Consider the following 14,182-nt stretch of genomic DNA (forward strand, 5'->3'; position numbering starts at 1 on the left):
TATCGATTTTCGATGAATCGTGTGCGAGTGCAAAAAGTCCTCTAGCAGGGCCTCCGGGCATGGCCCCGATGACCGTGAAACGCTTACTACACTTGAAACCGGAATGCCCAGCAACCACGATACTTTTCAGGGACTTGCTGCTTCATGAATGCGACGAAGCCATGGATAGATCGCGCCCTCGGTCTACTCTGGCAAAGCCTCGCCCCGTTGGCGACCGAACCCAACGAGCTTGACTGGAAAAGTGGACTGTCGCCCAACAAAGAGCGGTTGGTCGAGCACCTGTCGGCTTTTTCAAATTATCCGGGTGGGGGCTTTTTGATTTTCGGTATCGACAACGCAAACAGTCGATCCATCGGTGTAACGCAGGAGCAAGTCGGGAAAATCGTTGGTCAATTGTCGAATCTGGGACGAGAAGGAGTGGAGCCACCCATAGTTCTCGATCATGCTGTTGTCCCTTGGGAAACTGTCTCATTGCTGCTGGTACTGATACCGGAGCAGTCAATCAAGCCAGTGCATAAGCGCGGCAAGTCGATTGAACATGCGTGGGTCCGGTCTGGCGGCACGACAAGAACAGCGTCTCGTCAGGAAGTGGGCGCCCTGATGATGAACAGCCGCACTCCACGTTGGGAAGATCTGCGCGCGTCATCCCGGCTGTCCACTACAGAGATAGTCGCCCAGATAGACTCTACTGCCATAAGTAAACTTTTGGAGCGCCCATAGCCGGTAGAATTAGCTGACATATTGCGCTGGCTTGTTGAAGAAAAAATGGTCGAGCCCGCAGGTGACGGTGGCTATCTGACTAACTTTGGCGCAATCGCCGCCGCCCGTGATCTTCGGGTCTTTGACACTCTTCAGAGGAAACGCATACGTGTAATCCGCTATCGCGGACTCAACAAGGTCGAGACCATTGACGAAAATATCGGACAGAAGGGGTACGCCATTGGCTTCGAAGGTCTCATTGGCTATTTGAAACGCGTTCTTCCGCATAGCGAGGTTATTCGCGAGGCACTGCGCGCCGAAGTTTCTGTTTACCCTGAGATCGCGTTGCGCGAGTTAATCGCAAACGCCCTTATCCATCAGGATTTCACGATTTCTGGTGTCAGCCCGATGATCGAAATCTTCGACGATCGCATCGAATTCTCGAATCCAGGCGGATTGCTACCTGGAAAAACCGTTGATCGATTGATCGGTGCCACTCCCCAATCTCGCAACGAAACTCTGGCGGCTGCGTTCCGACGCTTTCGAATTTGCGAGGAGAGGGCACTGGATTCCAGAAAACAGTTACGTCTGTCGAACTGTTCGGCTTGCCGCCGTTGGCGTTTGCTCAAGCCGAGAATGTGTTCAAGGTTATTCTCTCTGCGCCCCGCAAATTCGCGGAAATGGCACAGGCAGAACGCATTGAGGCGTGCTACCAGCACGCCGTACTCAAATTCCTTTCAAGTGGAGCCATGACGAACACCAGTTTGCGTGAGCGCCTGAAGATGCATGAAAAACAGCGTACCCAGGTATCCAATTTAATTCGAGACGCAGTGAATGCGGGGCGCATCAAGCGGAAGGATCCAGACTCGGCATCATCCAAATTTGCCGAATACATCCCGTATTGGGCATGAATGCTCGTATTTTCTTTACTTCACTCGAAAACGGAAAGTCTAATATTAGTATTATAAATAAATTGTTTACTTCGTCTCCTTATGAGGAATCAAAGGGGAATCTGTACTCGCATCGTCCGCGCGCCCGCGCCGCTCAATCCGTCGCAGATGTAACTCCATGCCTCAACTGACCTGGCTCGGCGATCACGAAGCTAAGCGCACCGCGCGCAAAGTGCCTTACCGGCTTCTCGATCCCGTCGAACAGGTGGGCGATCCCTCTTCAAGCAATCTTCTGATCCAGGGTGACAACCTGGAAGCCCTCAAGGCACTGCTTCCCTTCTACGCCGGACGGGTGAAGTGCATCTACATCGACCCACCGTACAACACCAGAAGCGCGTTCGAGCACTACGATGACAACCTCCAGCATAGTCAATGGCTCTCGATGATGTATCCGAGGCTCGAGCTTTTGCGCGACCTGCTCGCGGAGGATGGCAGTATTTGGGTAAGCATTGATGACAACGAGGGGCAATATCTCAAGGTTCTGATGGACGAAGTCTTCGGCCGACTCAACTTCGCGACCACATTCGTGTGGCAGAAAGTCGATAGCCCCAACGACAATAAAGTTCCCATCACCCCTGACCATGAGTTTATTTTTTGTTACGAGCGTTCGAAGGATAGAGCTGGCTTCCACAAGAAAGGCGATCTTTCCCTGTTGGAGGCCTATGGAGGTCGTGACGATCAAGGAAGGCTTTATAGAGATCGACTGCTGAAGAAGAACGGAAAGAACAGTCTTCGTGAAGATCGTCCGACAATGTTTTATCCGATGGTTGCTCCTGATGGGAGCAATGTTCTCCCGATTCATGATGATGGTAGAGAGGCGAATTGGGCGCTGAGCAAGAATGGGGTGGCGAAAGCCGAAGCTGAGAGGCGTTTGATATGGAAGCAACGTGACAAAAACGGTGAGAACGTATGGGTACCCTACGTTCGTGAGTACGCATCAGAGAATCCTGAGCGGCCACATCCTACGATCCTGCTAGACGTGAAGACGAGCCGTCAGGCCAAAGCTCATCAACGCGACCTTCTACCAAATGCAGAGCTATTTGATACCGTGAAGCCGGAGCAACTGATTGAGCGCGTCCTCGAAATATCGACTTCCCCGGGCGATGTTGTGCTGGATTCCTTTCTCGGCTCAGGCACCACGGCCGCAGTCGCCCAGAAGATGGGTCGCCGTTGGATCGGCATCGAGATGGGCGAACACGCGGAAACGCACTGCCTGCCGCGGTTGCAGAAAGTGATCGAAGGCGAGCAGGGCGGCATATCCGAGTCGGTCGGCTGGCAGGGCGGCGGCGGTTTCCGTTACCTCAAGCTCGGCGAGCCAGCGTTTCTCGAAGACGGACGCATCAATCCGGCGATCCGCTTTGCGACGCTGGCCGCGTATCTCTGGTTCCTGGAAATCGGCGCGCCGCATCCCACGAGCCGCTTCGATTCGCCGCTGCTTGGCACGCATAACAACACTGCATACATCCTGTTGTACAACGACATCCTCGGCGACAGGAGACCGGAGGGCGGCAACGTGCTCACACAGCAGGTATGGCGGGCGATCCTCGATGTACTGCCGCCGCATCGCGGCCCGCGCGTAATCTATGGCGAGGCTTGTCGGCTGTCCGCCGCACGGCTCAAGCAACTCAACGTGAGATTCAGGCAGATTCCCTACGACATCCGGATGCGCTGATGGGACTTCCGCTCAAGGACTATCAGAAAAAAGCCCTCGGCGCATTGGAGGCGTTCTTCACCGCTGCGCGCGGCGCGGCCACCGACGCACAGGTCGGGATTGCCTTCGACTCTGCGCGGCGCGAGGCGCTGGGTGAAGCTGCGCCGCCATTACCTTATCGGCCGAAGGCGCACGAGAACTTCCTCTTGCCCGAGGTCTGCATCCGCATCCCCACCGGGGGCGGCAAGACACTGCTCGCCGCCCACGCAATCGAGCGGGCAGCACGCCTGTACGTGGGCTCGCGTACACCGCTGGCATTGTGGCTGGTGCCCTCTGAGGCGATTCGCTCGCAGACACTGGAAGCACTGAAGACCCCTGGACACCCGTACCGCGAGGCATTGCTGGATTATTACCCGGCCGACCGCCTGACGGTGCTCGACATCGCCGAGTGCGAGCAATTGCGGGCGCAGGATTTCGGCAGCCGTGCCATCGTCGCAGTCGGCACCATCCAGACACTTCGCGTCGAGCGCACCGCGAGCCGTGACGTGTACGCCTACAAGGAAGTGTTCGAGCCGCATTTCGCCAACCTGCCTGACGCAGAGTGGATGGAGCGCATCCGCGATGACGATCTCGCCGCGCAGCCTTACCTTTCGCGCAGCGATCTTGGCAAGGTGAAGCGCTCGTTCGCGAACCTGCTGGCGTACTGGCGGCCTGTGGTGATCCTCGACGAAGCTCACAACGCCCGCACCGATCTTTCCTTCGAGGTTTTCCGGCGCATCCGCCCCGCATGCGTGATCGAGTGGACAGCCACGCCAGCGCGCAATCAGAACGTCCTCTATCACGTTTCAGCGCAGGAACTGAAGGTCGAGCATATGGTGAAGCTGCCGATCGTGCTCTCACCGCACCCGAACTGGCAGGAGGCGGTGCGTGACGCCTTGCTCGCGCGCGAGCGCCTTGCAGTCGAAGCGGCGGGTGAGGCGGACTACGTGCGACCGATCGTGTTGTTCCAGGCGGACGCTATCAACGGCGAGGTGCCCGTCGAGAAGCTGAAGGCATGGCTCATGGAGAGCGGCCACATCCAGGAACGCCGCATCGCGGTGGCGACCGGCGCGCAGCGCGAACTGACGGGCGTGAACCTGTTCGATCGTAGTTGCCTGATCGATTTCATCATCACCGTGGAAGCGCTCAAAGAAGGTTGGGACTGCTCTTTCGCTTACGTCTTCTGCACGGTGCAGAACATCCGTTCGGCCAAAGATATGGAGCAATTGCTCGGGCGAGTTCTGCGCCTGCCCTACGCGCTTGCGCGCAAGAGCGAGGTACTCAACCGCGCCTACGCCCAAGTGTGCTCGCCTGACACCGCAGCTGTAGCCAACCAGCTTGCAGACCGACTGGTGGCGATGGGCTTCGAGGAAATGGAGGCGGCGCAGTTCGTCCAGCCGCAGCTCGGTGGCGATCTCTTCGGCGAACAGCCGCGCATCCCTCCTGAAGTCCAGTCCATCATCCCGGTACCAGCGGCGGCAGCACGGGCACTCGCGATGGTAGCGCCTACCGCGGTCACAGTGTCGAAAACGGCGGAAGGAACCCAGGTCACCGTACGTGGAGTGTTGCCGCGGGCTGCACTCGATGCGGCGGTCGCCGCAGTTCCGAAGCGCGAACGCGAAGAGCTCGAACGCAGGCTCGAACGCCACCAGACACAGGCGCATGCCGCAGCGGCGCCTTCCCAGCGCGGCGAACGCTTCACTCCAGTGCCACAGTTGTGCATCCCGGTGCAGGGAGAGATGACTTTCGTCGATCCCGATCTCGTCGGCGATCTGGCGGCTTTCTCGCTGGCCGGCGAGCCGGGCGCCCTGCCCGGCTTCGTGACGCAGGATGAGGAGCGGCCTTACCTGATCGATGTCGAGCGCGGTCAATTGAAGATCCGGCAGGGCGACAGCCAGCACGGGCTCGATCTCGACCTTGCTCAAGAGGGCGTGCGACGCGAAGACGTGATCCGCGAACTTGACCGTCGCGCGCGGCGAGACGATATTCTGCAAGTGGACATGATCGCCTGGCTCGGACGGGTGCTGGACAACCTGCAGGCCCACGATATCGAACTTACTTACGCCGCACGTCACGTCAGCCGTCTGGCCGATGCGGTGGCCGCAAGGCTTAAGGCCATCAGTGAGGCGCAGCGGGGTAAGGCGTTCCAGGCCGCGCTGTTCGGCTCACAGGCAAAACCGTCGTTGTCGGAACATTTTGCCTTCCGATACGAACCTGGCAACTATCCGGCCCGCTGGCTCTTCGAGGGACGCTACGTCTTCCGCAGGCACTTTTATCCATTGCCGGGCGAATTGAAGCCGGACCTGAATGGAGAGGAAACCGTCTGCGCCATCGCCATCGACGAGATGGAAGATGTGAAATGGTGGGTACGCAATCTGGAACGTCAACCCGAGGCCTCGTTCTGGCTGCCAACCTCGACGGACCGTTTTTATCCTGATTTCGTTGCCGAACTGACTGACGGGCGCATCCTGGTGGTCGAATACAAGGGCGCACATCTCTACGACGCCAGCGATGCCAGGGAAAAGCGTGACATAGGGCATGTCTGGGCGGCCGCAAGCGGCGGGCGATGCCTGTTTGCGATGGTGACGGATCCCGAAAAGGCCCGTAAGTCGGTCGCTACGCAGCTTTGGGAAGCCTTGCGAACCTGAAGGCCATTGGCAACAATCGTCACGCAAGTCGTTTGCGGCTGGATCTACAATCCGGTCCAGCCCGTCCAAGGGCCGGACAAAACACAACATCGGGAGGAACGAACATGAACGTCGCAACGTGGCACAGGAACATTGCAACTTTGATTTTTGTGGGAGCGAGCCTGCTCTCTCTACCGGCCTTCGCGGGCCCGGTCGAGGATATCCATGAAGTTGAGGAACGGCGTTACCAGGCCATGATCCAGATGGACGCAGATGCACTGGCCAACGCGCTGGCCGACGAGTTCTTCTACCATCAGCCCAACGGCAAGACCAACGACAAGCCGGGATACATCCAGCAGATGATGACCGGCACGGTGAAGATCTTCTCCGCTGAGCGCTACGACGTGAAGGTCAACGTCTACGGCGACGTCGCCACGGCAATGGGAGGCACGCGCCTGGACATCGAGATCGGCGGCGAACGCCGCAAGGTGGACCTGCGTTACCTGAACGTCTGGGTGCACCGTGACGACCGTTGGCAACTCGCCAAGCGCCAGTCCGCCTTCAAGCAGTAGGCCGCAGGAACAGCACGCCGCGCCAGAGCGTCAGCGAGCCGGCGGCAAGGAACGCCGCCGCATAGCTTCCGCTCAAATGGACGATCGCCCAGAAGATCGTCGGCAGGAAAACCACGCCCGCATAAGTCATCGCCAGCGATGCGCCGGTGGCCGATCCCGCCTTTCCCGGCGGTGCCATGCGCACCACTTCGGACAAGTACACGCCGTTCCAGCCGATCGCGCTTGCGCCATAGACGAAGCTGACAACCAGCATCACGACGTAAGGCCAGGAAGGCGCCATCGATGCCGTCACGAAGGCCGATAACGCCATGATTGCACCAAGCCACCCCAACACTGTGCGCGGCGATATCCAGTTGTCCGCGACGACCCCCCAGAGAATCCGCCCGACGCTGCCGGCCACCATCGCGATCGACAGCGCGGCCCCGGCGCCGCTGATCGTCAGGCCCATGCGATCGGTGAGGAACACGACCAGGAACGAGCCCATGCACATCTGCATTCCCGAGTAGGAAAAGGAGGCAAGCGCGAGTTCGCGCAGCCGCGGGTGCGACATGACGAGTTTGAACGGCTCGAGAAAATGCAAAGGCGCCGCCGGTCGCGGCGCGTGCGGGGCGAAATCCACGCCGGCACGATAAGGCTGCACGGCAATGGCCAGCGCAAGACATGACAGGCCGGCGATAAGCGCGGCTTCCTTCCAGCCGAAGCCCACGATCAGCAGCGGAATCAAGACACCCGCCAGCGCGCCGCCGATCGGAACGCCGGTCTGCTTCAGCGAGAAGATGAAAGCCCGCATGCCCTCCGGCGTGCGTTCGGCAAGGATTGCGGAACTGGAAGGCGTGACCACGCCGTAACCGGTACCGATGACCAGCGCACCGAGCGCGACCAGCCACGTATTTGCGTTCGCCATCAACGCCACGCCGGCGGAGCAGAGCACCAACGAGATCTGGCTCGCACGCATGGCGCCGAAGCGGTTGATGAGATTGCCCGCGGAAAATGCGGTGAAAGTGGCGGCCAGATAGATCAGCGCGGTAACGATGCCGACCGCGCTTGCTGGGAGTCCGATCTCCGTTTGCGCGACCGGCGCCAGTACCGGCGGCGTGTAGACCACCAGCGAGACCAGCGCCTGGATCGTCATCGTGACGATCAGCGGCCACACCACGCCTTTCATTTAAAAAGAGAATGAACCACGGAGAACACGGATACCCTCGCGATAGCGTGGAGTACCCTTTTAGAGCACGGAGAAAACCTGTGAACGAAATAGGTGTTGGAAAGTGAATGCGTTGGCAGCAGTGCCCCTGGACGTTGTGTGCACCGGTGAACTGACCGATACCCACGCAAATTCACTGCTCGCATCCCGCCTTGCCCCCCCCTTTTCCGTTTCTTTGCCTTTCCTCCGTGTCCTAAAAGGGTACTCCACGCTATCGCGAGGGTATCCGTGTTCTCCGTGGTTCACGCCTTCTAAGCTTTGGACTGGGCAAGAGCCTGGTCGAGGTCCCACAGGATGTCGTTGACGTCCTCGATGCCGATCGAAAGCCGGATCATGTCGGGTCCGACGCCGGCTTTGATCTGGTCTTCCTCGGAAAGCTGACGGTGCGTGGTCGATGCGGGATGGATCACCAGTGTCTTGGCATCGCCGACATTGGCCAGGTGCGAGAAGAACTGCAGCCCCTCGATGAATTTCACACCGGCTTCCATGCCGCCCTTGATGCCGAAGGTCATGATCGAGCCGCTGCCCTTAGGCAGGTATTTTTGCGCGAGCGCATGGTATTGGCTGCCCGGCAGGCCCGGATAGTTCACCCAGGAAACGCGCGGGTGCTCCTGCAAGAACGTTGCGACCGCCATCGCATTTTGGACATGGCGCTCGACGCGCACATGCAGCGTCTCCAGTCCCTGCAGCAGAATCCACGCGCTAAACGGCGACAGGACCGGACCTAGCGTGCGCATGGTTTCCATGCGGCATTTCATGGTGTAGCCGAAATCGCCGAAGGTCTCGTGGAAAATCACCCCGTGGTAGCCGCGCGAAGGCTCGGTCATCATCGGATACTTGCCGTTGCCCCACGGGAACTTGCCCGACTCGACCACGACACCGCCCATGGTGGTGCCGTGGCCGCCGATGAACTTGGTCGCGGAATGAATGACGATGTCGGCGCCGAATCTGATCGGCTGGCACAGGTAGGGCGACGCGAATGTATTATCGATGATCAGCGGCACGCCGGCCTCTTTGGCAATTTTTGCCACGGCCTCGATGTCGAGCACGTTGATCTGCGGGTTGCCCATGGTCTCGGCGTAGATCGCGCGCGTCTTCGGCGTGATCGCCTTGCGGAAGTTTTCCGGATCGTCCGCATTGACGAATATGGTGTGGATGCCGAACTGGCGGAAGGTCACGTCGAACTGCGAATACGTGCCGCCGTAGAGCGTACTGGACGAGACGATCTCGTCGCCTTCGCGCAGGATGGTCAGCAGAGCACACATCTGGGCGGCCTGGCCCGAAGACGCGGCCAGCGCCGCGCGCCCGCCTTCGAGCGCGGCCATGCGCTCCTCGAACACCGCGACGGTCGGATTCGAAATGCGCGAATAGACGTTGCCGAAAGTCTGAAGATTGAAGAGGCTCGCCGCATGCTCCGCGGAGTCGAACACGAAGGACGTGGTCTGGTAGATCGGTACCGCGCGCGCACCGGTGGCCGCGTCGGGAATCTGTCCCGCGTGGAGGCACAAGGTGCCGAATCCGAATTCTCTGTCTGCCATGGTAATTCAGTGAATAGTGAACGGTGATCAGTGAATGGTGAAAAGCAAATCGTGCCCGGGCATCGGTCCTGGTTCCTTCCGTTCACTGTTCACCATTTACCGTTCACTGCTTCAGTAAGGTAACCACTTCGGCCGCTTGGCGGAAATGACCTTGGTGTTCACGCCGACCCAGTTGAGCCCGCCGAACAGCCGGCCGTGTTCGATCTTCACGCAGCGGTCCTGCACCACTTCCAGCCCGGCCTTACGCGCCTTCGCCGCTGCTTTTTCGTTCATCACGCCGATCTGCATCCACAATACCTTGGCGCCGATGGCGATGGCCCCGTCCGCGATCGGTTCGATGTCTTCGCTTTTGCGGAAGCAATCCACGATGTCGACTTTATCGGGAATGTCCTTGAGCGAGGCGTAGCACGTCTCTCCCAGGACCTCCTTGTACATAGGGTTCACCGGGATGACGCGGTAGCCGTGCTCCTGCATGTATTTTGCGGCAAAGGAACTGGGCCGGTACCAATTGGCCGACAGTCCGACCACGGCAATGGTCTTGTACTGCTTGAGGATGCGGCGCAGGGTGTTGATGTCGGTGGAGTCGCTCATGCGTGATTTGTGCTGAAAGAAAGCGTTGCGCGGAAAGCCGGCAGTTTATCACCGGCGCCGGATACTTTAGCCCGCCTTCAGTTTCGCCTGCCGTTGCTCTTTCGGCAGCTTGCCGATCTCCTTGACCGCCGCATAGAAGCGCCTGAAGTCGCCGCCGTTCTCCGCCAGCACCCGGCGGAAGCCGGGTACCAGCTCGGAATAAGTCGCAACCGGTACGAGATGGGCGTTGTTCAGCTCCTCGGCAAAGAAACGGTCGTAGCCGGCATAGCCTCCCCAGGAAGATCTCAGGGTCAGGTACTCCGCTTTCATGGCGGCGAAGGTTTCGGCTTTCTTCTGGCGCTTGTCCGTGTCCGTCGCTGCACTCGCGTACAGCGTCCTGAGGCTGTCGCGGTACTTCATCACCAGGTCGATGAAGGCGCCTTTGCGTCGTTCGTATAATTCGAAGGCGGCACGTTTCGCGGGATCGCCATCGCGCGCCAGCCAGCGGTCGACGCCCTCCAGTTCCACGGCGACGGCAAACGACTCGTTGAACACGGTGTCTCCGGGAACGTAAACAACCTGATGCGCGAGCTCGTGAAAGATCAACCGCGCGAGTTCGCCATCGGGATAGCGCATGACGGTATTGAGCACGGGATCGTCGAACCAGCCCAGCGTGGAATAAGCCGGAATGCCGGTGACGAAGACGTCCAGGCCTTTGCGCCGCAATTCCTCACCGAACTGCTCGGCACGAGCCTGGCTGAAATAACCGCGGTAGCCGACGCAACCGGCAAACGGGAAGCACCACTCCTTCGGCGCAACCGAAAGCTCGCCGGCCGCAAATACATTCCAGACCACGAACGGACGTTCCAGGTCGGCGTATTTCCGGTAGCTGCCGTTATCCGGCAGTGCCAGTTCGCCGGAAGCGAAATTCCGCACGCGCAGCACCAGCGACAGGCGTTCGCGCACCTGCGGCGGCGTGTGCGTGTCGTCGATGACCTGCGCGATCGAACGGCTGCGATTCCAGATCTGCATCTGCCCTTCGACGGCCTGGTAGTAGTAGCCGATGTTTGTGCAACCGCAGAGTCCGCTGACCAGCGCGAGTATGAAAGCTAATCGGGTCATTGGCCGAACCTGCCGTTCTTCAGAAACGCGCAGGCGGCACGCGCGACCGCCGGCGAAACCAGCATCGCGCTATGGCTGGTATGCAGCACGATCGAATCGGCCGCTCCCGGCACATGGGTTTCGTCCAGAATCACGACTCCGTCGTTCGGCCTGGGCAGGTGCGCGAACAGCCTGCCGAGACCGATGGAGACATCTCCCGCGATCGCGCCGAGCTCGACGCCATCCGGGATTGGCGGCCGGGGCTGACGCAACCAGTCCTGGAGCGTGCGCCCGAGCAATCCGCGACTCGCCGCGAATCGCGCCATACCCTGCGCGGCGACGCTGTTTGCATACGGACTGCCGACCAGCACCACTCGATGCGCCTTGACCTGCGGATGATTGTGCAACATGGTCATGATCAGCAGACCGCCGAGGCTGTGACCCACCAGATTCAATGGCGCGCCGGACTTTTCGCAGACCGAGGCCAGTCGTCGCGCGTTCTCGCGCAGGCCCCGCCGCACGGATTGATAGCCATGCCTGGTCACGGCAAAGCCGCAGCGCTCCAGTCGCCGGGCGAGCGGCAGCATGGCCAGGCCGTTCATCCACAAACCGTGGACGAGCACGATGCGCTCGCCATCAGCCGGCATCATCCTCGGCTTTCAGGATCTCCAATCCGCGCTTGAGTGCAGTCTGGTATCTGGCTTTGGTCCTGGCGATTTTTTCCGCCGGCCAGTCGTAGAAGCCTTTGCCGGTTTTCATGCCGATCTCGCCGGCCTTCACCTTCGCCGCGAGTTTCGCGGCCGGTTTTGCGTCGTTGCACAGATCCGGAAAAACGGTACTGGAGGCCAGGTAGTTCACGTCGAGTCCCGACATCTCCTTCTGCAGGATCGGTCCGGCGGCGACATAACGAAAACCGAAGCCGTAACGCACCGCGATGTCGACATCCTCCGGCGTGGCGATGCCACGTTCGATCAGCGACCACGCTTCGCGCATCAGCGCATGCTGCATGCGGTTGGCGAGGAAGCCGGGAATGTCCTTCGCCACCATCACCGGCTTGCGACGCAGGCGTTGCATCAACTCGAACACCGATTGCGCCACGGCGGGATCGGTGGCGTCCGACCGCACCACTTCCACCAGCGGCACCATGTGCGCCGGCATGAAGAAATGCAGGCCGAGCATGCGGCGCGCGCTCTCAAGGCCGCCGGCAATCCGGCTGATCGGAAAGCTGGAGGAATTGCTGGTCAGCGCAATGTCGGCGGGCGCGAGCGCTTCGAGTTCGGCAAAGATGCGCTGCTTGAGCGGAAGGTCTTCGTTCACGGACTCGACCACGATGCCGGCGTGCTGCCACGGCACATCGCGCGGCGCATCGTGCAGCGAGACATCGGGTCGAACGCCGCCGAGTTCCGCCACCGATCTGGCAAAGCGTTCCCGCAGCGAATCTCGGGTCTTCCCCGGCCGCTGCACGATATCCACACCCATGCCGCCGGCCGCGAAAATCGCCGCCACGTCGGCGCCCATCGTTCCGCCGCCAATGATCACGGCTCGTTTTTGCGGCAACACGCTTTTTCTCCCGACTCAAGCCCCGGACGCCGCATTATAGAAGGTGTGGGAGTGCTAGACTTCGCGCCTTGTTCCGCAGACCGCCATGCCCTTTCCGCCAGAAACCCTGATTGCCGTGCCGCTGATCGGGCTGCTTGCCTACATCATCCTCGGCATTTCCGGGTTCGGTTCGGCCCTGGTCACCATTCCGCTGCTGGTGCACTTTCTGCCGCTGCAGTCCGTGGTACCGCTCGTCGTAATGGTGGATTTTCTGGCCACCGTCTCCAATGGCGTGAGGTTCCGCGAGCATGTCGAAGTGGCCGAATTGAAACTGGTTATCCCGGCGGTCATCGCCGGCATCCTGTCCGGCGTGACGCTGCTGGCCACGTTGCCGAAGCACGCGGCACTCCTGATGCTCGGCGGCTTCGTTACGGGTTACGGCGTCTACCGTCTGTTGATCAGGCCTTCGAACAAACCGGTGTCGCGCTGGTGGGGGATACCTACCGGCCTCGTCGGCGGGCTGATCGGTGGATTGTTCGGCGTGGGCGGGCCGATTTACGCGACTTACATGGCAGCGCGCATCCATGACCCGGCGAAAATGCGCGCCACGCTTTCGGCGGTGTTCTCTTTCAGCACCGGGCTGCGACTGACGGTCTATCTACTCTCCGGCCTGTTGTTGCAGTCCGAAGTCTGGTGGGCGTTCCTGTTGTTGCTGCCGTCGATGCCAGTCGGCCTCGCCATCGGCCACCGCCTGCACGCGAAACTCACTCGCGAGCAGGTCGGCGGTTTCATCAGCGTTCTTCTGGTAGTCAGCGGGCTTTCGCTGTTATTGAGGGCGATCTAAACTCCGAGCCTCTCCGGCTACACCGGGAGCCGTACTTTCCCTTTCTTAGTTATCCGAACGGGTGCCTTGCCGCCGGCCACGATTGCCCACAGTTCCGCCGCGCTGGTAAACGGGCGGCGGACGCCGGATTCGACGACCTCCACCACCCCGTTCACCCGCGTGCCTTTTTTTGCGGGACCGAGCACCCGAACGACGAAGCTTCGCAATTCGCGCACGGGAAGGCCTCGTGGAACGGATGAACTGGGACTAACGCAATTTCCAGCTTCCCCATTCGCGAGTACACACCGCGATCTGACCCGCGGGCGGCGGCGCGTCGGTGACGGGCATCCAGTTGCTGGCGACCGCGATGCCGTTGTACTTGCCGGTACCGCCGACAGCGCGAAAGCTACCGCTCTCCTGATTTTTGCGGTTGAACAGGCCGAATATCTTGTCGCCCGCCGGATCCGTGTATTCGCAGGACCCCATCTCGTTGTACTCGCCGTTGACCAGAGTCCAGGTACCGTTGCATACGGATGTCGTGTTGTGAAAGAGCCCGCTTGCGACGGGACTTACGCCATTGACGGTGTAGGACCCACCCATGGCATCTTTTGAATGCATGATCATGTGGTGCGCTCCCACGAAGCATTCGTTCTGATCGTACTTGCCTTCCTTCGCCAGATCGGCGCCGACGGCGCTTGCGCCGATGATGCAAAGCGATACTCCAATAAGCGATGCTAGTTTGCGGTTCATGATTTCCCTCTCCTGTTTCATTGACGGTTGAACGATCGCAGCCGGGGCTTTCCTCCGGCGCCCATGGCGGAAACCGGGGGCTTTCCGAAATACCCTTCTGTTCTCGGCCGCTGGAGAGG

14 protein-coding genes are annotated in these 14,182 nt (G+C 60.1%); 6 read left to right on the forward strand and 8 right to left on the reverse strand.

Features of this window, described 5'->3' with window-relative positions; all coding sequences use genetic code 11:
- Positions 1 to 144: 144 nt before the first annotated feature.
- From HY067_05695 to HY067_05715, 5 genes are all read left to right on the forward strand, one after another.
- Positions 145 to 720 (forward strand): ATP-binding protein, encoded by a 576-nt coding sequence (locus HY067_05695; protein ID MBI3527446.1) that lies wholly within the window; start codon positions 145 to 147, stop codon positions 718 to 720.
- A gap of 21 nt (positions 721 to 741) precedes the next feature.
- Positions 742 to 1,452: a hypothetical protein gene (locus HY067_05700; protein ID MBI3527447.1), complete on the forward strand. Its 711-nt coding sequence runs from the start codon at positions 742 to 744 to the stop codon at positions 1,450 to 1,452.
- A 315-nt stretch (positions 1,453 to 1,767) separates the two neighbouring features.
- On the forward strand, positions 1,768 to 3,321 hold the full coding sequence (locus HY067_05705; protein ID MBI3527448.1) for a site-specific DNA-methyltransferase: 1,554 nt from the start codon (positions 1,768 to 1,770) through the stop codon (positions 3,319 to 3,321).
- Positions 3,321 to 5,987, forward strand: a complete 2,667-nt coding sequence (locus HY067_05710) for a DEAD/DEAH box helicase family protein (protein ID MBI3527449.1) — start codon at positions 3,321 to 3,323, stop codon at positions 5,985 to 5,987. The genes HY067_05705 and HY067_05710 overlap by 1 nt, the downstream gene beginning before the upstream one ends.
- Before the next feature lie 104 nt (positions 5,988 to 6,091).
- Positions 6,092 to 6,538, forward strand: coding sequence for a nuclear transport factor 2 family protein (locus tag HY067_05715; GenBank protein ID MBI3527450.1), 447 nt, complete (start codon positions 6,092 to 6,094; stop codon positions 6,536 to 6,538).
- Here the strand turns inward: HY067_05715 and HY067_05720 are convergent.
- The 6 genes from HY067_05720 to HY067_05745 form a co-directional block, all read right to left on the reverse strand.
- Complete coding sequence (locus HY067_05720; GenBank protein ID MBI3527451.1) at positions 6,528 to 7,703, reverse strand: MFS transporter; 1,176 nt, start codon at positions 7,701 to 7,703, stop codon at positions 6,528 to 6,530. The genes HY067_05715 and HY067_05720 overlap by 11 nt on opposite strands.
- Positions 7,704 to 7,993: 290 nt before the next feature.
- Complete coding sequence (locus HY067_05725) at positions 7,994 to 9,280, reverse strand: O-acetylhomoserine aminocarboxypropyltransferase/cysteine synthase (protein MBI3527452.1); 1,287 nt, start codon at positions 9,278 to 9,280, stop codon at positions 7,994 to 7,996.
- A 111-nt stretch (positions 9,281 to 9,391) separates the two neighbouring features.
- Positions 9,392 to 9,871 carry a CoA-binding protein gene (locus HY067_05730; protein ID MBI3527453.1) on the reverse strand — a complete coding sequence of 160 codons (480 nt, stop codon included), beginning with the start codon at positions 9,869 to 9,871 and terminating at the stop codon, positions 9,392 to 9,394.
- Between the two features lie 66 nt (positions 9,872 to 9,937).
- Positions 9,938 to 10,972: an aminopeptidase gene (locus HY067_05735; protein ID MBI3527454.1), complete on the reverse strand. Its 1,035-nt coding sequence runs from the start codon at positions 10,970 to 10,972 to the stop codon at positions 9,938 to 9,940.
- The gene (locus tag HY067_05740; GenBank protein MBI3527455.1) at positions 10,969 to 11,601 is read right to left on the reverse strand and encodes an alpha/beta fold hydrolase; all 633 of its coding nucleotides are present in this window, start codon (positions 11,599 to 11,601) and stop codon (positions 10,969 to 10,971) included. Before HY067_05740 ends, HY067_05735 begins: the two co-directional genes overlap by 4 nt.
- Positions 11,588 to 12,469, reverse strand: a complete 882-nt coding sequence (locus HY067_05745; protein ID MBI3527456.1) for a 3-hydroxyacyl-CoA dehydrogenase — start codon at positions 12,467 to 12,469, stop codon at positions 11,588 to 11,590. Before HY067_05745 ends, HY067_05740 begins: the two co-directional genes overlap by 14 nt.
- Before the next feature lie 127 nt (positions 12,470 to 12,596).
- Here HY067_05745 and HY067_05750 point away from each other — a divergent pair, with 127 nt between their 5' ends.
- A complete protein-coding gene (locus tag HY067_05750) occupies positions 12,597 to 13,334 on the forward strand; it encodes a sulfite exporter TauE/SafE family protein (protein MBI3527457.1) in 738 nt (245 codons plus the stop codon).
- Positions 13,335 to 13,351: 17 nt separating this feature from the next.
- Here the strand turns inward: HY067_05750 and HY067_05755 are convergent, their stop codons facing one another.
- Together HY067_05755 and HY067_05760 are read right to left on the reverse strand one after the other, a co-directional pair.
- Positions 13,352 to 13,549: a hypothetical protein gene (locus HY067_05755; GenBank protein ID MBI3527458.1), complete on the reverse strand. Its 198-nt coding sequence runs from the start codon at positions 13,547 to 13,549 to the stop codon at positions 13,352 to 13,354.
- A 31-nt stretch (positions 13,550 to 13,580) separates the two neighbouring features.
- The gene (locus tag HY067_05760; protein ID MBI3527459.1) at positions 13,581 to 14,063 is read right to left on the reverse strand and encodes a hypothetical protein; all 483 of its coding nucleotides are present in this window, start codon (positions 14,061 to 14,063) and stop codon (positions 13,581 to 13,583) included.
- Positions 14,064 to 14,182 lie beyond the last annotated feature (119 nt).

This window comes from Betaproteobacteria bacterium (assembly GCA_016194905.1).
Taxonomy (GTDB): Bacteria; Pseudomonadota; Gammaproteobacteria; order Burkholderiales; family JACQAP01; genus JACQAP01.

Coding starts and splice junctions, on each gene's coding strand:
- HY067_05750 (MBI3527457.1), top strand. CDS start 12,597: ATGCCCTTTCCGCCAGAAACCCTGATTGCCGTGCCGCTGATCGGGCTG.
- HY067_05725 (MBI3527452.1), bottom strand. CDS start 9,280: ATGGCAGACAGAGAATTCGGATTCGGCACCTTGTGCCTCCACGCGGGA.
- HY067_05705 (MBI3527448.1), top strand. CDS start 1,768: ATGCCTCAACTGACCTGGCTCGGCGATCACGAAGCTAAGCGCACCGCG.
- HY067_05735 (MBI3527454.1), bottom strand. CDS start 10,972: ATGACCCGATTAGCTTTCATACTCGCGCTGGTCAGCGGACTCTGCGGT.
- HY067_05710 (MBI3527449.1), top strand. CDS start 3,321: ATGGGACTTCCGCTCAAGGACTATCAGAAAAAAGCCCTCGGCGCATTG.
- HY067_05730 (MBI3527453.1), bottom strand. CDS start 9,871: ATGAGCGACTCCACCGACATCAACACCCTGCGCCGCATCCTCAAGCAG.
- HY067_05720 (MBI3527451.1), bottom strand. CDS start 7,703: ATGAAAGGCGTGGTGTGGCCGCTGATCGTCACGATGACGATCCAGGCG.
- HY067_05715 (MBI3527450.1), top strand. CDS start 6,092: ATGAACGTCGCAACGTGGCACAGGAACATTGCAACTTTGATTTTTGTG.
- HY067_05745 (MBI3527456.1), bottom strand. CDS start 12,469: ATGGGCGCCGACGTGGCGGCGATTTTCGCGGCCGGCGGCATGGGTGTG.
- HY067_05740 (MBI3527455.1), bottom strand. CDS start 11,601: ATGATGCCGGCTGATGGCGAGCGCATCGTGCTCGTCCACGGTTTGTGG.
- HY067_05695 (MBI3527446.1), top strand. CDS start 145: ATGAATGCGACGAAGCCATGGATAGATCGCGCCCTCGGTCTACTCTGG.
- HY067_05760 (MBI3527459.1), bottom strand. CDS start 14,063: ATGAACCGCAAACTAGCATCGCTTATTGGAGTATCGCTTTGCATCATC.